Annotated in this window: 11 protein-coding genes; 3 read left to right on the top strand and 8 right to left on the bottom strand. The window is 55.0% G+C overall.

The window, feature by feature from the left end; all coding sequences use genetic code 11:
- Positions 1–215: 215 nt before the first annotated feature.
- On the bottom strand, positions 216–1,586 hold the full coding sequence (gene iscB / locus MOY_RS02240) for an RNA-guided endonuclease IscB (protein WP_009096062.1): 1,371 nt from the start codon (positions 1,584–1,586) through the stop codon (positions 216–218).
- Between the two features lie 635 nt (positions 1,587–2,221).
- Here iscB and gdhA point away from each other — a divergent pair.
- Together gdhA and rnk are read left to right on the top strand one after the other, a co-directional pair.
- A complete protein-coding gene (gene gdhA, locus MOY_RS02245; protein WP_009096063.1) occupies positions 2,222–3,574 on the top strand; it encodes an NADP-specific glutamate dehydrogenase in 1,353 nt (450 codons plus the stop codon).
- 107 nt (positions 3,575–3,681) lie between these two features.
- Positions 3,682–4,095 carry a nucleoside diphosphate kinase regulator gene (gene rnk / locus MOY_RS02250; protein WP_009096064.1) on the top strand — a complete coding sequence of 138 codons (414 nt, stop codon included), beginning with the start codon at positions 3,682–3,684 and terminating at the stop codon, positions 4,093–4,095.
- Positions 4,096–4,106: 11 nt separating this feature from the next.
- Here the strand turns inward: rnk and rfaH are convergent, their stop codons facing one another.
- From rfaH to MOY_RS02285, 7 genes are read right to left on the bottom strand one after another with little or no spacing between them, the layout of a single operon-like run.
- Positions 4,107–4,649 (bottom strand): transcription/translation regulatory transformer protein RfaH, encoded by a 543-nt coding sequence (gene rfaH, locus MOY_RS02255; protein WP_009096065.1) that lies wholly within the window; start codon positions 4,647–4,649, stop codon positions 4,107–4,109.
- Positions 4,650–4,654: 5 nt separating this feature from the next.
- Positions 4,655–5,989 (bottom strand): aminotransferase class I/II-fold pyridoxal phosphate-dependent enzyme, encoded by a 1,335-nt coding sequence (locus tag MOY_RS02260; protein ID WP_009096067.1) that lies wholly within the window; start codon positions 5,987–5,989, stop codon positions 4,655–4,657.
- Positions 5,986–13,347, bottom strand: coding sequence for a type I polyketide synthase (locus MOY_RS02265; protein ID WP_009096070.1), 7,362 nt, complete (start codon positions 13,345–13,347; stop codon positions 5,986–5,988). The genes MOY_RS02260 and MOY_RS02265 overlap by 4 nt, the downstream gene beginning before the upstream one ends.
- A complete protein-coding gene (locus MOY_RS02270; RefSeq protein ID WP_009096071.1) occupies positions 13,344–14,999 on the bottom strand; it encodes an LTA synthase family protein in 1,656 nt (551 codons plus the stop codon). The genes MOY_RS02265 and MOY_RS02270 overlap by 4 nt, the downstream gene beginning before the upstream one ends.
- 1 nt (position 15,000) lies before the next feature.
- Entirely contained in the window at positions 15,001–15,831 is an 831-nt protein-coding gene (locus MOY_RS02275; RefSeq protein ID WP_009096072.1) for an SDR family NAD(P)-dependent oxidoreductase, read from the bottom strand.
- The gene (locus tag MOY_RS02280; protein ID WP_035539826.1) at positions 15,828–17,063 is read right to left on the bottom strand and encodes a capsule biosynthesis protein; all 1,236 of its coding nucleotides are present in this window, start codon (positions 17,061–17,063) and stop codon (positions 15,828–15,830) included. Before MOY_RS02280 ends, MOY_RS02275 begins: the two co-directional genes overlap by 4 nt.
- A 1-nt stretch (position 17,064) precedes the next feature.
- Complete coding sequence (locus MOY_RS02285) at positions 17,065–19,074, bottom strand: capsular polysaccharide biosynthesis protein (protein ID WP_009096074.1); 2,010 nt, start codon at positions 19,072–19,074, stop codon at positions 17,065–17,067.
- Between the two features lie 304 nt (positions 19,075–19,378).
- Here MOY_RS02285 and MOY_RS02290 point away from each other — a divergent pair, with 304 nt between their 5' ends.
- The gene (locus tag MOY_RS02290; RefSeq protein ID WP_009096075.1) at positions 19,379–21,397 is read left to right on the top strand and encodes a sensor domain-containing diguanylate cyclase; all 2,019 of its coding nucleotides are present in this window, start codon (positions 19,379–19,381) and stop codon (positions 21,395–21,397) included.
- Positions 21,398–21,411 lie beyond the last annotated feature (14 nt).

Consider the following 21,411-nt stretch of genomic DNA (forward strand, 5'->3'; position numbering starts at 1 on the left):
GACGTAAACGCCGCGATCACTATTCGCCAGCAAGGCATTTTAAAATTAAAGGCGGAAGGGCTGTCCGTCTCTGCCCATCGAGGCCTGTGTAAGACCGGTCACGCACCGGCTGCGGCCTAAGACGTGGGAAGCCTCACCCGTGGTTGCGTAGCGACTTAGGGTGGGGAGCAGTCACTGCCGGGAGGGATAGCGCGTCGCCCGCAGGGCGACAGAGATTACGCTACCGCCTGCTCCGCGCCTCCTTTGTGGTTAATGGATGATAAGAGGTGGTAGGCGTAGCCATCACCGCGTTGGATGACAGTGCAGTATTTGTAGGAAATACCTTGTACGGCACCATTTTCGGTTTGGATGTTAAAACTGCCGGTTTTGCGCACTGCGACGCGGCCGGTATGGGTGCCGGCCCTCTTGCCGGTCGTCACGATGGCTTTGACCATATCGCCCGTCTGAAAGCCTTTTAACTGCTTTTGCCGCATTAAATAGCCACGCGGAAAGCCGTGTTTGGTCAGGCGAGTGCGCTGGTAGCTGCCGCGCCCCATCGCTTTGATGGTTAAAGTGGGCACCTGCCAGTCGTTCAGCGTGCCGAACGCACCGATACAGGCGGCATCTAAGGCATGGGTTTTAGGGATGCCCAGCCGCTGGCGGTTGTATTTGGTGCGGCCACTACTGGCCACCGATACGGGAAGGTTAGTGGCTTTGAGCGCATTAAACAGCGCCCAGCGTGTGGCGTTGACTGCACTGGCATCGCGCAGCGGTTGTTTCAATTGGCGCTGCACGCGATCCAGGCGAGCGTCGGCAGTGTGGCCGTTGGCTTTCAGTCGGCGCTTCAAACCGTTGCTTGTGGCGAAAAAACGGGTAAGCGCCTGGCTATCCTTTTCCTGGTTACAGGGGTGGCAGCTCAAGGTTAAATTGCTGATGCGATTGGAGCCACCGCGAGAGTGCGGCACCACATGCTCAATTTCCAATGGTGTCTCGGTGTCGCCACAGTAGGCACATTCCCGGCCCCATTTTTCCAGCAGGTACTCGCGGATTTCGTACCCCAGCAGTGTGCCTTGCTGGTATTCGATACCGCTGATCTCTGGGTTTTCCAGCTTTTGCGTATCAAAGTGCACTAACTCTTGATCCAGTGCGGTGATCGGGGCCAGTTTTCCTAGCCGCTGTACCCAGGCCATCGTGGTATCGACACGATGCTGCAACGACGGTGCCAACCAACCTTTAGGCTTGGTGCGGTTGTTAAAGCGCGGGGCGCGGTAGCGCAGGTTTGCACTGCGGCGGCGACGCCGAAAGGCGGCGCGCTGTTGCAGTGCTTTTTTGATCTGGTAGCCGCGATGCGTAAGCTCAAACAGGCACAGCACATGGCGCTGCTCGCCATCTGATTCCCGCATCAGCGAAAGCCCCGTGGTTTTGCTACCTGGGTCGATGCCCAGGCGTAACGGCTGCGTGTCACCGCCGATACGATCTTTCAGTCGAAGCGTGAACGGGTAGCGTTTATGCACCACCGCCCGACCCCGAGCAAGCAGTAACCGAGCGCGCTTTTCACTGCACGGCATCAAAGGCTGCTTTTGTTGATCCAGTACGAAAACCGCCATGCGATTTCCTCCCTATTAACGCCCTTACGGGCCTTGTGTCGCGGGGCTTGCACCCCATCTCCCCTCGGGAATGTCGATAACCAGCTCCTGCCAACGAGGGTACGGTTAGCAGCGATCAGCACCTTCAGCGTTTTACCTTGCGCTAGCATGATGCTGACCTTTCAGAGCATTAGACTGAGGAAGCATCTACTGGTGAGTCTTAACGACCTATTATCAACGTAGCGGCGATATAGCCGCTCTCCCTGGTCAACCTAGCTTGTTTTCACAAGCTCCCTCCTTCAGGCGGGGGTAGCTGACTTATATGTCCAAATTGCTTATTTATTGAAATGCCACGCGTGGCAGTGAGGCAACCCAACTATAAAGAAAAATGAGCATTTTTTGAATCTTTGTTAAAAATTAGTGACTAACAAATTTTAGCTGTATTTTTTTTGCCATAAAAAGTTTAAATAGGGTTGATATGTTTTTTCTTATGCACCAGAAATGCGCAAATTTTTTTAGACTTTGGTCTATTTTTGTCGGTTTTTTGCCCCATACCGAAGCGGCATAGGGTATGCATAATTACGCTCTCGCAGTTAAATATGTGAAAGCTCTGGCCGGCCAATTACGTATTTTATAACTGCAAATGGTGTCTATTTATGCCCTATGTCCACGATACGCTGACACGTTTAGCGAAAAGTAGCCCTGCACAGTCAGAGTTTTATCAAGCCACTGAAGAAGTGTTGGAGTGTCTTCGTCCACTGTTTGAGCGTGCGCCGCATTATCACCAGCACAGTATCATTGAGCGCATCGTCGAGCCTGAACGCCAAATTATGTTCCGCGTTAGCTGGGTGGATGATGCTGGTCGCGTTCAAGTGAATAAAGGGTACCGCGTACAGTTTAATTCCGCGCTCGGGCCTTATAAGGGTGGTTTGCGGTTCCATCCTAGTGTGACGTCTGGAATCATCAAGTTTCTGGGGTTTGAGCAGATTTTTAAAAACGCACTGACCGGTTTGCCGATTGGCGGTGGTAAAGGTGGTTCTGACTTCGATCCTAAGGGCAAGTCTGACAACGAAATCATGCGTTTTTGTCAGTCGTTTATGACGGAGCTTCACCGTCATATTGGCCCGCATTCCGATGTGCCTGCGGGTGATATTGGCGTTGGTTCAAGGGAGATAGGCTATCTGTTTGGCCAATATAAGCGTTTGACTGGCCGTTACGAAGGTGTACTGACTGGTAAAGGGCTTAACTGGGGTGGCTCGCTGGGCCGCAAAGAGGCAACCGGCTACGGTGCGGTTTACTTTGCCGAGAACATGCTCACCGCCCGGGGTGAAGCGTTGCGCGGTAAAACGTGTTTGGTGTCGGGCGCGGGCAACGTGGCTATTTATACTATTGAAAAGCTGTGCGAGCTGGGCGCTAAGCCGGTGACGTGCAGTGATTCCACCGGCACGATTCACGATCCTAGCGGTATCGATTTAGGCTTACTCAAGCAGTTAAAAGAAGTACAGCGCGTTTCACTGGAAAACTATCTTCACGACCATCCGGACGCGCAGTTCATTTCGGTACGGGATTATCCGCAGGATGGGCATGCGGTATGGCGCATTGAGGGCGATGCAGCCTTCCCCTGTGCTACCCAAAACGAGCTGACTGAAGCAGACGCTAACGCCTTGTTGGCTAACGGTGTTAACTGCGTAAGCGAAGGCGCCAACATGCCTTCCACCAAAGAGGCCGTAGACCGCTTTTTGGAAGCCAAGATTGCTTACGGCCCAGGTAAGGCGGCTAATGCCGGCGGGGTGGCGACCAGCCAGTTGGAAATGGCGCAAAACAGCAGCATGGAGCAGTGGCCGCTCGAAAAAGTTGACGAGAAGCTGAAGCAAATTATGGCGGATATCCATCGCCAGTGTGCTGAGACAGCGGAAGAGTTTGGCGAGCCCGATAACTTAGTGCTAGGCGCCAATATTGCAGGCTTCCGTAAGGTAGCAGATGCGATGATTGAGCAGGGCGTGACCTAATCGCTTTTACAGCCTAATGCGTATATAGTGCTTGTATACAGTCCTTCCCTTTTTGGGGAGGGCTTTTTTTGTGGTTTATTTTTTACTGCTTTCTAAGGAGAGTAACCATGGGGCAGCGTCCTCCGATTATTATTAACCGTATTGATGCCGAACGGCTTCAGCGCCTGATCGATAATGCCGCTGAGAAAGATTTGATGGTCGCAGAGCTACTCGAAGAGGAGCTGCTGCGCGGTGAAGTGCTGGACCCCCAGGAAATTCCTGAGGATGTGGTAAGTATGAATAGCCAAATACGCTTTACCGATTTGACGCGTGAGCGTCAGATGATTCGCACCCTGGTGTACCCGCACTCGCTGGAAAGCGTGCCCGACGGTATTTCGGTGATGGCGCCCATCGGGGCGGCGTTAATCGGCCTTAAAATAGGCGACGTGATTGAGTGGCCGCTACCCAACAACACTGAAGTACGCCTGCGCGTCGATGCCATTTTCTGGCAGCCTGAACGCGAGCAACAGTTTCATCGCTAGTGAGTCGAGTGTTAACCCTCACGCTTTTGCAGGCTGTCGACCGCGAGTTCGATATCCTGAGGGCGTTGCAGCACATTAAGCAATACGATTGCGCGCTCTTCGCCTTTGCAGCGTTTGAAGACGGCTTCTAAATCTTTGAAGGGGCCATCGGTAATGGTGACTTTCTCACCGGCGCTAAAATAACGGTGGCTGCCTTCTTGGCGATGTGGCTGCGTTAACAAGGTTTCGATGAGTGCGTTGGGCACCGCAATGGGGGTATTGCCGAAGGTAAGTAGCCGCAATACGCCCCGTGTAGAGCGGATGGGGCGCCAGTTACTCACGGTCTGGTCCAGGCGAATAAACAGGTAGTAAGGGAAGAGCGGCTCGGTGATTGTGGTGAGCTTACCCTGACGTTTGCGCTGCACGTCTAGTACGGGGTGGAAGACCTCGTAATCCTGATTAGCGAGATGCTCAGCTGCGCGAAAAGACTCGCCACCTTTGCACTGGATGACGTACCAGCAGGGTTCACCGTTCTCTTTGCTCTCAGGGTCTTCTTGGCCCGATACTTCTTCCATGGTCATTACCTTTTGTGATTAGAAAGCAGGGTAACAAGTGTATCTAGGGTCGTGTCAATGTGTTCTTGGGTATGTTCGCAGGATAGGAAAAAACGTAATCGGGCGCTCTTTTCCGGCACGGCCGGATAAAGGATAGGCTGCACGTTGATATGCTGTTCAAGCAACGCATGAGAGAGGTGTGCTGCCAGCGGCGAGCTTCCCACAATCACCGGCACTACTGCCGAACCAATGCTGTGGCCGGTATCCAAGCCACGCGCTTGAGCCTGCTCTAAAAAATAGCGGGAAATCGTTTGTAGCTGGGTCACTCGCTCGGGCTCTTGCTGCATCAGCTCCAGCACTTTTAACGAGGGAGCTGCAACTTGAGCCGGCATGCCAACGCTGTACAAAAAGCCGGGCGCGAAGTAGCGGAGCGTTTCGACTAGCGCCTTGTTGCCAGCAATATAGCCGCCGCACCCAGAGAGCGTTTTGCTCATGGTACCCATCCAAATATCCACATCGGTTGGGTCAATGGCAAAGTGCTCCCGCAGTCCTAGACCGGTGTCCCCCATTACGCCAAACGAGTGCGCCTCATCCACCATTAACCACACGTGATGACGCTGCTTTAGCGCAATAAAGCGGGGTAGGTCGGGGATGTCGCCATCCATACTGTAAAGCCCTTCAATAACCACGATCACCCGCTCAAACTGGTGGCGGTGGCGGCTTAAAAGGGCATCTAACGCCTCTGGGTCGTTATGATTAAACGACATGCGCTTGGCGCCAGAGAGTTGAGCGCCTACTAATGAACTGTTGTGAATGTACTCATCGTGGAGTACCAGGTCTTTTGGGCCGAGCAAATACCCTAGGGTCGAGACGTTCGTGGCGTGGCCGCTTACAAAGGCAACCGCATCTTCCACACCGTAGGTATGGGCGATAGCTTGCTCAAGTTCACCATGGATAGGCCGTTCGCCAGACACAACGCGGCTGGCAGAAACTGATGTGCCGTAGTGCGTGGCTGCATCGCACGCGGCTTGCACAACGCGTGGGTCACCGGAGTAACCCAGGTAGTTATAGCTGGCGAAGTTGATGCAGGTATGGCCGTGAATACTGCTCGTGGCACCGGCAAGCCCATCATGTACTTTGAAGAAGGGATCTACCAACCCGAGCTGCTCAGCTCCCTGGCGCATCATCGCAAGCTGTTGATAGCCAGGGTGAGCGTCGAACCGTGTAAAGCGCTCGGGAACTGAACGAGCACCCTCTACCCCATTGTTAGAAGGTGTCGATGCGCTGGCGGCACGTGGGGTCGGGCGTTTACGGGCCTGTTCCAGCAGTTGTCGTTTCAGTTCAGAGCGCTTGGCGGTCATGGTGTCTCGGTCACAGGTGATGAAGCTGACTCATGGGTGAGCCCGTCCGCTCCATGGCGAGCGGCCAGAGAGGCTAACGCATCTTGTGGCGCTTCTTCAACATCATCATCGTGCTGGTGCAGCTTTTGTATCAGTACGCCTGCCAGTTTGTTCAAAGTAGACGCTTCGCTGAGCACCATCACGGGTACCTGAACTCCTAGCCGATTTTCGATAGCGGTCATGAGCTCAACGCCCATCAGCGAGTCGAAGCCCATGTCGTATACCGAGCGGTTAACGTCGATCTTCTCTTCGTCGATCAACAGAATGCTGGCTAGTTCGGCACGTAGAAGATCAGTCACCGTGCTGTGCAGCTCTTCAGGCGAAAGGTCGGCAAGCAGGGCGCTGATGTCGTCATTACTATCAACACTGCCATCATCGTCGCTGGCACGGGCAATTTCTGTGAAGCGCGGTGCGTTAGCGGTTGGCAGGAAGCGTGCCAGGGCGCCCCACTCAAGTTCAAGCACGCCTAGGCTTGCCCCTGGGGTGATCAACATTTGCTCCAGAACCTTCAAAGCATCGTCGGAACGCAGGGCAGAGCCGCCCAAACGCTCTTGCAGGGCGTCCCGTGTGCGGGTGTTGCGCGCCAGGAAGCCCACGTCTTCAATTGCCCCCCAGCGAACGCAGGTGGCAGGCATGCCCTCGGCGCGGCGGCGGGCAGCAAACGCTTCAAGCCAGTGGTTGGCAGCAACGTAGTTGGCTTGGCCTGGGTTGCCGAACAGCGTCGTGGCTGAGGAGTAGAGGATAAAGAAGTCTAGCTCGGCCTCACGGGTAAGGGCATCCAGGTGGCGTGCACCTTCAATTTTGGGGGCCAGTACTTTTTGAATACGTGCGGCGTCCAAATTGCGAATCAAGCCGTCATCAATCACTGTGGCAGCGTGCACAATCCCGCGAAGCGGAGCAAGCTCGTGCTGGGCGCGGGCTAGTACCTTGGCAAGTGCGTCGCGGTCAGTGATATCGCAGGCGGTGGCAAGCACCGTGACCCCTTGAGCTTCAAACTCGCTAATGGCTGCCTGGGCCTCTTCGCTGGCTGGTCCGCTGCGGCTAACCAGAATCAACTGGCGCGCGCCTTTGCTTACTAACCACTGCGCCGTTTTAAGGCCAAAACCGCCGAGTCCGCCGGTTATCAAATAGCTGGCATGTGCCGGTAGCTGCATGGCAGCGGTACCCAGCACCTCGTTCTTAGGCGGGGCGATGGGCTGCTCATAGGTTACGACGACCTTGCCGATTTGACGCGCTTGCTGCATGTAGCGGAAGGCGTCAATCACTTGGCTGTGGCTGAAGGCGGTAAACGGCAGCGGGCTAAGCGTGCCTTCGTTAAACAGCGCCATCATTTCGCCGAACAAGCGCTGGGTAAGCGCAGGCTGCACTTTCATCAGCTGGTCGGAGTCGATGCCGAAGTAGCTGAGGTTGTTGCGGAACGGACGCAGGCCAATATGAGTATTCTCATAGAAGTCGCGCTTGCCGAGTTCTAAAAAACGACCAAAGGGGCGCAGGGCGCGAAGGTTTTGGTTAATGGCTTCGCCGGCCAGGGAATTGAGCACGATATCCACACCTTCGCCCTGGGTGTCTTGCAAAATCTCTTCGGCAAAGGTGAGCGAGCGGGAGTCGTAAAGGTGCTCGACCCCCATTAAACGCAGGAAGTCGCGCTTCTCTTCAGAGCCCACCGTGGCGTAAATTTCCGCACCCAGCCACTGGGCAATTTGCAGCGCGGCAATCCCTACGCCGCCTGCGGCGCCGTGAATCAACACTTTCTCGCCGGGTTCTAGGCGCGCTAGGTGCTTCAGCGCGTAGTACACCGTAAAGAACGTGGTGGGAATGGTCGCCGCTGCGGCGTAACTAATGCCGTCGGGCAGCGGCGCCACGGCGTGCTGACTGGCAATCAGCCGGTCACTAAAGCTTGCTGGGCCAAAGCCAACCACCGCTTGACCTGGTGCCACATGGCTAACATTTTCACCGACAGCGATGACGTCACCTGAGAACTCAAGCCCCAGGGTTGGCCCGGCGAAACCATTCTCGATCGCCTCATCAGACAGAAGCCCCAGGGTGTACATCACATCCCGAAAGTTAAGCCCGGTGGCCTTGACACGAATTTCCACCTCATCCGCCCCAAGGGCGGGTAGCGGGCGAGGCCGCCACTGTAGCTGGCGTAGTTGGCCGGGTAAGGCAAAGCCCAGGGTCATCGCTTGGTGCGGTGTGGTTTCCTGAGCGTGGAGCGGATGGGGGGCGGGCAGCGTGCGTAGGCGGGTAGCCAGGCGGGTGCCTGCTTGGGTAATCACCAGCTCGTTTTCGTTATCCGGCGTCGTCACCGAGGCAGCAAAGGTCGCAAGGGTAGCCGCACTGGGTGCTGAGGGTACGTCGATAAGCGTTACCAGATGACCAACCGCTTCGTTCGCCAACGAGCGACCAAAACCCCATAGCGCAGCGTCGTCACTGGTGCTGGCTTCTTGGGTGGGTAGCCAGAGCGTGACACGGCTACCTTGCCCTTCAAGCCCGCTAGCTTCTAGCGCCAGTGACCATTGCTGCGCGCTATGGCAGCGCTGGGTTTGGGCGGCGGTGGTCGCGGCCCCTAGGCCGCGCAGGTCGATCACGTTGAGTACAGTGAATAGCTCATTATTTTCAGCAAGCGCCTCATCAAGCAGAGCCTGCGGAGTGGCGTCGCTGATGCGCAACCAAGCATTGGCAGTGCCAGACAGCTCGTCTAGCTGCGCAGCCAGCTGGGTGGCGAGTGCTTCTTGCGCATGGTTCGCCACCACCACGTGGCGCGCGGCTGGTAGCGGCGACGCGGTTGGTTTTTGAGCATGCGTGTATTGAGCATGCAGCAGGTAGGCGCCTGTATCACCCTCTTCCAGCGCGATAGGTGGGGATACCCTGAACCCTTGATTATTCAGCCAGTCGCTAAGAGTGCTCTGCTCAAGGGCCGTTTGGTCGATACCGGGGGTTGCCAGTACATCGTCTAGCCAGCGGCTGGGGGAAATACCCACCACCATGACCTGGGCACCGGGGGAAAGCTGAGCGGGCAGGGCATCAATCAGCTGCCGCGTGCGTTCGGGCTGGGTCACATCCACACTGATAAAGGCAAGCTGAGCTTTTTCTGCGCAGGCAAGCAGGGGAAGGGTGTCTTCCAGTGGCTGGATGTCCATCAGCGGGAAGCGCTCTTGCAACTGCTCCGCTTGGTGGCGGGCGGTGTCGCTGGTGGTTATGGCGCGGTAATGGTGTGCGTCTTTAGCAATATGCCGTGCGTTGGCAAGCTGCTCTAAGAGGCGCTGGCCTAAGGCTGGTGCGCAGGGGCCCGCTTCCAGTAGCTGCAGTCGCTGACCAGTAGGTAGCGTAGCTAAGGTAGCTTCCATTAGCGCCCCAAGCTCGGTGGCCAGCACCTGCCAGCCGCTCTCGCCGATCAACACTCGGTTAATACCGGCGAGATGCTCAGTTGTAATGCCCAGGCTTTCAAGCTCAGCGCTACCGTTAGTTAACTGCTCCCGATGGAGGCCTAAGCGGCCCACTAGGTGTATGGGCGCAAAGTAGTCTGGGTAGTCTTGCACCAACAGCTGCCAAATGATGTCGGGGGGCAGCTGTTCATTCTCATCTGTTGCCTGTTCGCTGTTTTGCTGGGCAAACGCTTCGCTCAGGCTATCGAGTAGCGGGGCGACTTCCTGGGCGTAACGCTGTCCAGTTTGGTGGGCATACGCGTCGCTTAGCCCTGCTAAACGGCTGAGCGCCTCGGCGGGCAGTGCCAGCGTGGCAGCATCAAGCGGCGCAGGCGTTAGCTCCACATCCAAATAACTGAAGTGCTGGTGGTGGGCACGGTTAAGACGAATCGCCTTAAAGCGTGTTTCCCTAAGCACGGCCACGGCGTTGCCTGCGGCGTCGAACAGTTCGAAATCGGCGGTAAACGAGTGGGGCGCGCGTTTACCCATCACTGCGCGGGCCACCACGGGTACGCCAGCTTCCGCATTGACCTGGATGCGACCAACGCGCACCGGCACAAACGCGAGCTGAGCGGCAAACTCGCTGTGTTGTGCCAACAGTGGGATGAACATCTGAAAAGCGCTGTCCAGAATGCCTGGGTGGACGTGAAGCGTGTCCAACTGGCCCTGCATCACCTCCGAAAGATGTACTTCCCCAATGACGCTATCGCCTTCAATCCAGCCACGGCTAATCGCCTGGAACGCAGGGCCGTAGTGCAGCCCAATCCGTTCGGCCATTTGCAGGTGCTCGTCCAGCGTGTAGTCAGGTGCACGAGTGGGGAGCGTTGGCGCTTGGCGGCTGAGTAAGAAGCCGCGGCTTTCGCGCATGCGACGGGCCACGGCGTTTAGCTGCCACTCGGTGCCTGTAGCGGGTTCCCGAGAGTGTATCGCCAGGCGGCCGTCGTCTGGGTTCAGGGTAAGGCGCATGGTGCGGCCATTGGGGCCGTCGAGCAGCAGCGGAGCGCGAATTTCTAGCTCTTCAATGTCCAGCAGCGGGGTGTCTTTTTGCTGCAGCGCGGCCGCAAGTGTGAGCTCGACAAAGCCTGCACCGGGGAAAACAGCGCCTTCGCCGACCACGTGGTCAGCAAGCCAGGGCTGGCGTTTGGTGTCCAGCTGGCTTTCCCAGGTGTGCTCTTGCTGAGCTAGCGGGTAGCCCAGCAGCGGGTGCTGGTAGTAGCGCAGTAGTAAGTTTTGACCATCGTTGGTGCCCTGCACCCAGTAGTGGGTACGCTGCCACGCGTAACGGGGAAGCAGTACGCGCTGGCCTTCTACTGGGAAGAAACGACGGCTATCCAGACTTAAGCCACTAAGCAGCAGCTGGCTTAAGCAGCGGTTAAGCCCTTCATGGCCAGGCTTGTGGCGCTCAATAGTGCCCACTACCAAACCATCACGCTCTTGCTGGCGTAAAGATTCGTTGAGATAACGACGCAAAATAGGATGGGCGCCCACTTCCACAAAGACGTTAAAGCCCTGCTCCATCAGCACAGTCGCGGCGTTATCAAACAGCACCGGTTCGCGGATGTTGAGCCACCAGTAGTGGGCGCCGAGGGCGCTACCTTCACTGGTGGTGCCGGTAACGGTGGAGATATAAGGAATTTGGGTCGTCTGGGGAGAAATGTCGGCCAGCGCCTCAACGACGTCCGCTTCGATGCTGTCCATGGCCGGGCTATGGAAGGCGTAATCAAGCGGCAACCGTTTAGCGAAAATGTTCTGGTCGCTGAGGGCGGCTTCAAGCGCGCTTAGCTGATCCCGATCACCCGCTAAGGTGATGCCTTTCGGGCTATTGATGCCTGCCAGACTAATGCGCTGATACTCAGGTTTTTCCAACCAGGGTGCAATCTCATCGGCACTCATGGCTACCGCGCTCATCTCACCTAGGCCACGGGTCTTGCCTTGGTAGTAGCTGCGGTAGTAAATGACTTTTACCGCGTCTTCCAGGCTAAGCGCGCCGGATGCCCAGGCCGCCGCCACTTCACCAACGCTATGGCCGAAAACTGCTGCAGGGGTAATGCCTTGGGCACTTAGCCATTCAGTAAGCGCTACTTGTAAGGCAAATAGCGCAGGTTGGGCGATTTCAGTGCGGGCAAAACGGCTCTCTGCGCCATCAAGCTGGTTCCGACCTGCTAGTTCGTCGCGTAGGGAGAAGTCGCCGTACTGCTGGAATAGGGTATCAACACGATCAATGGCACTGCTAAATACGGCGTCACTTTCCAACAGATCGTGGCCCATGGTTTCCCATTGGCAGCCGTTACCATCGTAAACAAATACGGGTCCGCAAGCGTCAGCTAAGCGCTCAAGGGTGGTGACTGAGTTTTCTTGACCCGCTGTTGCTTCCTCACCTTCTGCAAACTGGCTCAGGGCGTCCGCCGCGTCGGTGGGCGTGTGGGCAAAGTAGAGCGCACCGAAGGTGTGTTGCTCCCGGTGGTGGTAAAGCGTGTGGGCGATATCGTAAAAAGAGTGCTCGCTGTCGCGCAGGTAGGCTGCTAAGGCCTGGGCATTGGCAACCAAGCCTTCTTGGCTGCGGGCGCTAAGCCGGATAGGTAGTGCGTCAGCAGAGGTGTGACTAGGTACCGTGTTTTTTTCCGGCGCACTTTCTAAAATGACGTGGGCATTAGCGCCGCCAAAGCCAAAAGAGTTAACCCCAATGACTAAGCGACCCTGTGGCTTAAGTGGTTGGGCTTTGGTAACAACGCTGATATTCCACTCATCAAATTTGATGCGCGAGTTGAGCTTGCGAATGCCGATAGTGGCGGGCACTTCACGGTGCTGCAGGCTGTAGAGCGCCTTGGCAAGTCCAGCCACCCCAGAGGCTGTTTCCAGGTGTCCAACGTTACTTTTCACCGAGCCAATCAGCAGCGGCGTTTTGCGGTGCTTGCCTAACGCTTCGCCAATCGCGCGGGTCTCTATTGGGTCGCCAACGGCGGTGCCGGTGCCGTGGGCTTCCAGATAATCGATCTCGTCCGGTGAGATGCCCGCCTGCTCGTAGGCGCGGCGCATTAAATCAATTTGGGCGCTGGGGTTGGGCACTGTTAGGCCGGATTTGTGACCGTCGGTATTGACGGCTGAGCCTGCTACCACCGCCAGGATATTGTCGCCATCGGACACGGCAAGGTCGTAGTCTTTCAGCAAAAACAGCCCGGCACCTTCTGAGCGCACGTAGCCGTCGCCTGCGTCATCAAAGACTTGGCAGCGTCCGGTTGGCGAGAGCATGCTGGCTTTGGAGAAGATAATAAAGCCGTAGGGGTGCAGGTGTAGGCTAATGCCGCCTGCCAGTGCCATGGTGGTTTCGCCGCTGCGGATTGACTGGCAAGCTTGGTGAAACGCCACCATTGAAGACGAGCAGGCCGTGTCCAGCGACATGCTCGGGCCGTGTAAATCAAACACATAAGAGAGCCGGTTCGAGGCAATGCTTGAGGTGTTGCCCGTGGCGGTAGAGGCGTCAATGGCCCCCATGTCATCAGCCATGCGGTAGGAGTAATCAAGGCTGGCGACGCCCAGGAACACTCCGCACTGGCTGCCGCGTAGGCTGCTAGGGACTATGCCCGCGCTTTCCATGGCTTCCCAAGCAAGCTCCAGCAGCATGCGCTGCTGGGGATCCATATTCGCCGCTTCACGTGGCGAGATGCCGAAAAACGCTGCGTCAAACCCGCTGATGTCACCAAGGCTACCAGCGGAAAAAGTCACGCTGGTGCCAGGATGGCGTTTGTCTGGGTGCCAGTAGGCATCATGGCTCCAGCGATCTGGAGCCACTTGGGTGACGAGGTCTTTTTCGGCTTGCAGGTCCTGCCAGAACGTTTCAGGGGTGGTGCCGGGGAAACGATGGGCGGCGCCGATAATGGCAACGCGTTTAGTCATTCTTGCTCCTGAGGTTCTGGTTCTGCCTTGATCACATCGTTACTTATATCGCGTCCAAACACTTGTTTAAATAGCCGGACGCCAAGTTCGTTGGCTACTATCTTCTGTGGCGCGTACCCAGCAGGCGCTGGACTGGGTGTTTGTCCTACTAAATCTGTCGACCATAGCATGTAAGGCGTACTGCCCGTAGGCAGTGAATAGTGCGCGTAAGCGGCGGGCAGTATCGGCACATGATCACCGTACCATCCTAACAGCCCAGGTCTAGCGACTGAGTTTAGCGCTGTTTTAACACTGCCTAGCATTTGGTCAGCTTCACCTAAGTGGTGCAAATAGACCGCTAGATCGCGTAAGTATTCTGGCAGCGGCCAAGCAGCGTTTGGCAGTGTAGCGGCCAACCGCGCCTCATCAGGTGCTTCTAAATGCAGTGGGCCGTGATTTTCCATGGTAATGACAAATAGAAATAGCGGCCTATTATCGTCATCTTCAAGCAGGCGTCCAATCTTTCGTGCCACCGCGTGGTCACTAATATATTGGCCGTGCTTATCGTGGCTGTCGAATTCACTAACATCGATGAATGTATCAAAGCCAAGTTTGGGGAAAACCTGGTCACGCATGTAAAAGGTAGCCGGGTAAGGGTGTATGCAGACGGTGCGGTAACCCTGAGATTTAAACGCGCTGGCGATGCTTGGCAGCGGGTGCCGTGTAAGGGTGCGGTAAGGGTTAAATTGACGAGCGCCCCAGGTCTCTGGCGCAAGCCCGGTAAGCACTGCGCACTCGGTTCGCACTGTGTTAGCACCCCAAGCGGGAACCTCTAAGTCGCCGTGCTGAATGGCCTCAGCGCGGGTGGCGTCAAAATGCGCTAGCAGGGTGGAAGCAACCTCCGGGCACCAAGGGCGCGGGTCGAAAAACGACTCGCTCTGCACCAACACTACGTTAGGAAGGGTTGCGTTATCAGGTGTGCGTGACCCTGCGGCCATTTGCGTATCTGCTGCAGGCTTCTGGTGCTTTGCGATAGCACTAAAGGGCGAAGAGGCCGCTGCAGGAGGTGAAGAGCGCATGAGCGCAGTGCCGTAGGCCCACAGGCTGGAATAAAGTCCCAGGCTGTGGAGATCGGCAGCCGGCGCCAAGCTAACCGACGGTAGTTTATATAGCCCAGCCCCCACCAATAGTGCACCTAAAGCGGCGATGCCGAATGTCGCTAGTAAAAAACTAGCGCCGCTCCACTGGCTGAGTAGCGAAGACTCGAAGTACAGAAAACTGCCAATCGCAACTGCACCAGCACTGCTGGCGGCAATCGCAAGCCCAATACCAAAAAATGGCACGTAAAGCCTTGGGTGAAGAATCGCGTCCCAAAAATACTCAAAGTCGTGGCAAATAAAAGGCTCATTGAGCGTGCGGGACTTGGTATTGCTGGACTGTACGATGACCAACTGAAGCGACAAAATAAACACCACTGCAAACCAGGGGCGCTGTAATAGTAGAGTGAATAAGCCAAACAGCAGCAGCCAACTGCCTACATGGATGCTACTGGCGGCAATACCACGCTGCCAGAAGGGGCGCGGACGAGGCGTTAGCAGTGCTTCACATAACAAGCTGCCTAGCAGGCCTGCCGTTAGGGGGGCTACTAAAGCAAGTGTAAAAGAGGCCTGCATGTTAACTGCCTCCTGTGTGGTGAAAGCCAAAACGCTTTACCAGCCATTGGGAGATGCCTGCAGGTAGCACCGCAAGCCACCAGGTGCCGAAATTCAGCGGGAAAGGGAAACTCACCCGGGCGCGATTGGCACTGATGCCACGGGCAATCTTATTTGCTGCGCGCTGGGGTGACCACTCCCACGGTTTGGGGCCGGGCATTGCCTCGCTCATGGGAGAGGTGACATAGCCTGGCATGACCACTGTGACACCGATGCCGTGAGGCGCTAGCAAGCCTCTCAGGCCTTCGCCATAGGCTTTTATGCCTGCTTTGCTAGCACTGTAGCTGGGCGTGGTGGGTAAGCCATGCCAGCCTGCCAGGGAGCTGATAAACACAAGCTGACCGCTGCCTCGAGCTTGCATCGCCGGTACCAAGTGCTGGGCCATGGCAATCGGCGTCTTTAGGTTGATATCTAATAGCGCTTGAACGTCGTCCCAGGGCTCCAGCCCGCCCTCGTGAGTGGGGTGCGTGTTTTTGCCAGCGTTGGCAATGACGATATCTGGCACCTGATCAACCGATAATGCGGTTAACCATGCTTTAAGAGCAGTATCATCGGTCAGGCTGACCGATGAGAGCGTTACTTTTGCGCCTGCCATGCGACACTCCGCGGCAAGTGCTTCCAATGTCTGCTGTTGGCGGCCATGCAGTACAAGGTGGGTGTCGGGAGTGGCATAGACCTTCGCCAGCGCGCCTCCAATCGCCCCCGTGGCACCGGTAATTAAGACACAGCGTTGCTGAACTGCACGGGCAGAGACCTCGGTAGCCGAGGGGGGGGATGATCGGCCAGTGCTCAAAGCAGCTTCTCCAACGGTGAAGGGCAGGCTTCAAGTATACGCGCTGAGTTGTCCACGGCTAAATCAATGCTCGGTTGACAGTAAAACCCGCCATTCACTTGTGCGGCATGCATCACCGTGTTTTGGAAATAACCGAACAGCGTGGGGTTGGGTGCCGGAGGCTGGTGCCAGAACTCTTCCAGCGAACCTTCATAAGTGAGTCCCGCTAAATTATAGATGGGGTCACTCAGCGCAAAGGTGGGGCACCGTTTTTCAAGAGAAACAATGCCCACGGTGCTGTTAACCGTCACGGTGCCGACCGCGTGTTTGATGAGTGGATTGAGGTCGCCAGACTCTAAATAGACAATGCGCCCCTGTAGGCCGTAAAAATCCACCAGCTTTTCGATAATTTTAGGGTAATTGACTAGGCCCATATCCAGGGGGTGGTTTTTGATACACAGCAGTGCATCACTGGGGGCATGTTCGGCAAACGAGCCCATGACGTGATCCATCACCTCTTTCATATTGGCATAGGGCGAGTGGTCACGAATTTGTGCATCAGTATTGAGCTGAAGCGGCAGCATAAAATAGGGTTTGCCGCTTTCGATAAGTGATGTAATGCGTTTCGCATCTCGCTTTTTCCACTGTTTAAGTAGCGTAAAGCGCTTGATATAGCCCGCGTACTCAACCGGCGCGGTAATGGGCGCATGGTTGCGGTAGCGTGGCGCTATCAGAGGGTTAGCCAGGCCTGCCAAGTGATAGGCAACATCGTGCATCGCGCGGATTTTAAACGATGAGCGAAAGCGTACTGGCGGTGGGAGTTCAGGCAGCTTTTTTCCGGTTTCGTAAAACCAGCTGGGGTCGCGAGGCAGTAGTGAATGACCGTTCACTCCTTCGCGCTCTAAGGTAATCCAAAAAGGGCGAAAGTAGCCCTCTTCAAATACGTGGGTACGAACCCCTGCATCAGCTGCTTGATCAACGGCTGGGCGGTGAACTGGGCGTCGGTCGCCAAAAACGATTTGATCGGTAATCGCGTAACGCTGCCAGAGTGACTGTATAAATGCTGGGAGTTCGCTTAGCGGGTCGCGAAATAAGTGGCTATGACCATGGGTGAGTTGCCAGTAGGCCATGTCCCCAGCATTGAAATTGACTTTGACCACGCGGTGGCCGTCATCGGTTAGTCTACGCGCCAAACGTTGATTAAAGGGCGAGCAAACGCCTTGTAGAAATAAAAATGCGCGCTTTGGCTTCAACTCAATGGCTTCCAATCAGTAAATTACGATAGCCGCGATACAGACGCTGCTTCCATGTAAGACTATGTTTTTGTGATCTGGCCTGTTCCAACAGGCTTACGACGGTTTCAGCGTTACAAAGCTGACGGGAACGTGGGTCAACGTAGTTTGGATACAGCAGAAGTGTTCCTGCCACTAGCGCGTTGAGTGTTAAGACGCGCTGACGCCTTGGGCAGTGCATAGCATCCGTTGTTAACCCCCAGCCCGCATAAAACGGCAGACCGTAGGTGCATACATGACGGCCGCGCAGTAGCGCTTCAAAGCCGGTGAGCGAGCTCATGGTATGCACCGCATCAACGCGCTCCAAAAGCACGGTAATGTCGATATGGCTGGCGTCCAAATCATACAGGCGTTCAGCGTTAGTATCGAGTGTACCTATCCGAGCGCCGCTCAAAACATCGGGATGCGCTTTATAAACAATGAAGGCAGTGGGGTGTGCTTCTCTTACTGCGCTTAGCAGGGCGCTGTTCGTGCGTATTTCCGGCGAGCCGGTGGCAATAGAGGCATCGCTTTCAACTTGGCCGGGTACCAAGATAACCTGCTGGTTGGCGGGCAGTGTAATATCCTGTTGGCCGGGCACGTTGTACTTCGAGAGCTTTAACGCCACTAAGCGTTCGCGTAGCTGAGCGGCCCGCGTTAGTAGGTCATCGCTGAACTCCGCTTGGTTAAGCAGCGTCTCTAGCTCACTGGGTTGGCTTGGATCGTAGTAGATCCCTTGGCGATCAATAACCAAAGAGAGCGGCTGGGTGAGATCGACACCCAAGCCTACCGAGCGAATAAAGCCATCTTCCATGCGCCCTAGCTGGTCAAGGTGATGTGGGTAGCGGGCTTTAAAGTCTTCATTGATTCGGCTGGACCACACCAAAAATTGTGCAGAAGATGAACCTGCGATAGGTGTGACAGGTAGCTCTTTTTGATAGTGGACCACCGCAGCAGGCCCTAAAAACTGGCTGATAAAACGCCGTTTCCAGAAGGAGAAGCCGCAGGCGAACCATTGGCCGCGCAGTCGTTCTTGCTGACGCTTTTGATCAGCGATCAGTGCGATCGTCTCTTCTAGCGTAGCGGCCTTACCCGTGTAGGGGTTAGCGTAGCGGGTGTAGCGTAGATAGGCTGCGGCAAACATTTCTTCTAAACTGCGTTTTACGCGCCGCCGGGTACAGTGCAGCTGATCTTTCGTTAGCCCCCAGCCGGCGTAGAAGGGCAAGCCAAAGCAATGAACCTGCTTGCCGGCTAGCAATGCCTCAAAACCTAGCTGACTGGTTACTACATAAACGGTATCAACTTGATCAAATAGGGCCCATGGGTTGATGTCTTGGCTAATTAGGCGGCAGCGAGGATGGTTTTTTGCATTTGCTAAATGCCCCTGTTTTTTACCAGCAATCACGTCAGGATGGACTTTGACTAATATCTCGGCATCTGGGTGGTCGCTTAATGCCTGAGTGAGCATCTGTTCAAAACTTTCTGCACTAGCACCGCCATGATGAATAGAGGCATCGCCCGCAGTTTGATCTACCACTAAAATCTGTGCGCTACTATCAATTGGCTGGTCGATGGCATGGTTATATTTTGATAGCCGGTAGCGCTTTATTAGCGCTATGCATTGGCGGGCTAGCTCAAGCTCCTCGAACTCAAACGTGGCGCTGTTTAGCCAGTTCTCTAGGTCACTGGGGCGTGAGGCATCATAGTAGATCCCGGTATGGTCAACGATCAAACTGTGAGGTTGATACCCATCGGATGCGAGCCCTAAAGAACGCAAAAAACCATCTTCCAACGCAATATAAGGAAGCGCATAGCGTTTAGCATAACGACGGGCACGTTTGCTGGTGGGTTTAAGCCCCCAGCCAATAACGGCATCAGGTTTTGGTTTAACCCCGCTTATACGCGAAAAACACTCAAACTCAGGCAGAAATTCAGCAAGTGCAGAAATTTTGCGGATGCCATTTGAAGTATAACCAGCTGTACGTTTCGCCATTGGGGTTGCCGCTTATATATAAGCTTAAAGGAGTAGTCGGCGAACATACGTGAAATGGCTGTGCTTATCAATTTTGCCCAAGCTGCATCCGCGCAGATTGTATACAAGGCAGAGTGTTACGGCGTTGCCGGTCAGGGTGAATTGCCTAACTCAGGTAATTTGCCTAATCTAATTTACTTTTCAACGCGCTCGCGGGTGCCCTTTTTGGTAAGTTCTGTAATCATATCGTAATGAGCTGTGTCATGACTGATGCTAAGTGGATTACATTAGTGCTAAGGAAAGTTGATAACAGAAGGAATAACCGGTGCATTTAGCCCGTTTGGTTCACAGACTGAATGTTCTACGTTCGTTAAAAGGCCAGCTACTGCTGGGACTTTCTTGTGCGCTTTTGTTGCTGGCAGCGTTGGTGTTGGGTATGGCGTGGCAGGTGGGTAAGAACATGCTGTATGAAACGAACATGGAGCATTTACGCTACGAGACAAATCTTCTTGCTGATGAAATAACTCATCAGGTTGATCAACGTTTCCAAGCGCTTGAGCGTTTAAATCAATTGCTGGCAACAAATGAAGACGTTGACGCTCTGGAGGCTACGCTTAGCCAAAACGACGCGTTATTATCATGGTTCGAGGGTATTGTTATTGCTGATAGCCAAGGGCGGATTGTAGCGGACTGGCCCAGGGTGGAAGGGAGAAGGGGGCTTGAAACGGCTTCACTTGAATATTTTAAAATGCTGCAAGGGACGCGTCAGCCCTATGTGAGCGAACCCTTTGTTGGGCGCGCCAGCAATATGCCTTTAGTGCTGGTGGGTGTGCCTCGTAAAAATTCAGAAGGAGAGTTTATTGGCTTTATTGGGGGGGTAGTAAGCTTAAATTCTGGTGGTTTATTTGGTCGCTTGGCTAAAGTGCGGTTAGGTGAACAGGGGTTTGCTTCCGTAGCGACATCTTCGGGTAAAATTTTATACCATCCTAATCAATCTTTAATAAACGCTCCTATACCTAACCTAGCGGGCAATCCGTTGCTGGGGTTAGCGCTTGATGGTTGGCAGGGGGATGGGGTTGAAACACTCATTGATGGACGGCTGAGCCTGCAATCGTACGCGCAGATATGGCCCGCCAGCTGGGTAGTGGGTTTGTTTTTGCCTGTCGAGCAAGCTGAGTTCCCGCTCATAGGATTCATCCACAGACTGTGGTGGATCTGGGTCGTGCTTGCGATACTGATGATGCCGTTTTTATGGTGGTTGCTAGCACGTATTCTGACCCCCTTGAATCAATTAGAATCACAGATCGGTGAGGTGGGGCGTGGGCGTCGTGACCATGTTAGCCTTGCGACGACGATGCAAGAGCTTCAGCAGGTAGCAGTTACCTTCAACCGTGTAGAGGACGAGCGCCAGCAGCTTGTTGGTAATTTGCAAGAGCGCGAGGCCTTCTTGGATTCGGTTCTGAATGCGTCTCCTCAGGGTATGTTTGTCGCCAACTTTGGCGGCAATATTACCTATATGAATCCCGCGTTATTGGAGATATTGGGGATTTCTGCGGATACCCCCATGGGGGCATGGTTAAAGCAAATACATGCTGATGACCTGGATGGCGCTGAGGATATGTGGCGCCATAGCCTTAAGTCTGGCAGCGATTTTGTACGTCAGCTGCGCTTTATTCGTAGCGACAATGAAACGCTTTGGTTGGATATTCATGCGCGGGTGGTGATGCTTTCCCAGGGTGGCCATTCGCTGGGTTTGGTCGGGGTGGTTAAGGATATTACCGAGCGCCGTCAGCAAGAGGCTCTTCAGCGTTGGGAGGCTGAGCATGATCCACTAACCGGCTTGCTCAATCGTCGAGGGTTTGAGCGCCGTCTTGAAGAGGCGTTTGCTGATTTCCAGAAAACCAGCACACCTTCAGCACTACTGATGTTTGATCTTGACCATTTCAAGCCTATCAATGACGAAGGTGGTCATGCGCTAGGTGATGAAATGCTTCGCCGGATTGCTCAGGTAGTGGCGTGGGAAGTGCGCCGAAGCGACCATGTGGCGCGCCAGGGAGGGGATGAGTTTGCTGTTCTTCTGCCAAGTTGCACTATCAGTCAAGCAGAAAAAATCGCGGAGTCTCTGCGTCAAGCAGTCAGTGAGATAGCGGTAAACCAAGAAGGTAAAGAGTACACGGTTACGCTGAGTATCGGTGTTACCCGCTTCGACGAGGACGATGAAAGTTTTGACGATGCGCTTGCCAGAGCGGATGCCGCTAGCTATGAGGCCAAAGGGCTGGGGCGTGATAGCGTGGTTTTGCGGGTGCCAACGGAGCAGGATCTAGGCGCGCTGTTTGATAAATAATAGCATGTCGACAA

The organism is Halomonas sp. GFAJ-1 (genome assembly GCF_000236625.2).
Taxonomy (GTDB): Bacteria; Pseudomonadota; Gammaproteobacteria; order Pseudomonadales; family Halomonadaceae; genus Vreelandella.

Coding starts and splice junctions, on each gene's coding strand:
- iscB (WP_009096062.1), bottom strand. CDS start 1,586: ATGGCGGTTTTCGTACTGGATCAACAAAAGCAGCCTTTGATGCCGTGC.
- gdhA (WP_009096063.1), top strand. CDS start 2,222: ATGCCCTATGTCCACGATACGCTGACACGTTTAGCGAAAAGTAGCCCT.
- rnk (WP_009096064.1), top strand. CDS start 3,682: ATGGGGCAGCGTCCTCCGATTATTATTAACCGTATTGATGCCGAACGG.
- rfaH (WP_009096065.1), bottom strand. CDS start 4,649: ATGGAAGAAGTATCGGGCCAAGAAGACCCTGAGAGCAAAGAGAACGGT.
- MOY_RS02260 (WP_009096067.1), bottom strand. CDS start 5,989: ATGACCGCCAAGCGCTCTGAACTGAAACGACAACTGCTGGAACAGGCC.
- MOY_RS02265 (WP_009096070.1), bottom strand. CDS start 13,347: ATGACTAAACGCGTTGCCATTATCGGCGCCGCCCATCGTTTCCCCGGC.
- MOY_RS02270 (WP_009096071.1), bottom strand. CDS start 14,999: ATGCAGGCCTCTTTTACACTTGCTTTAGTAGCCCCCCTAACGGCAGGC.
- MOY_RS02285 (WP_009096074.1), bottom strand. CDS start 19,074: ATGGCGAAACGTACAGCTGGTTATACTTCAAATGGCATCCGCAAAATT.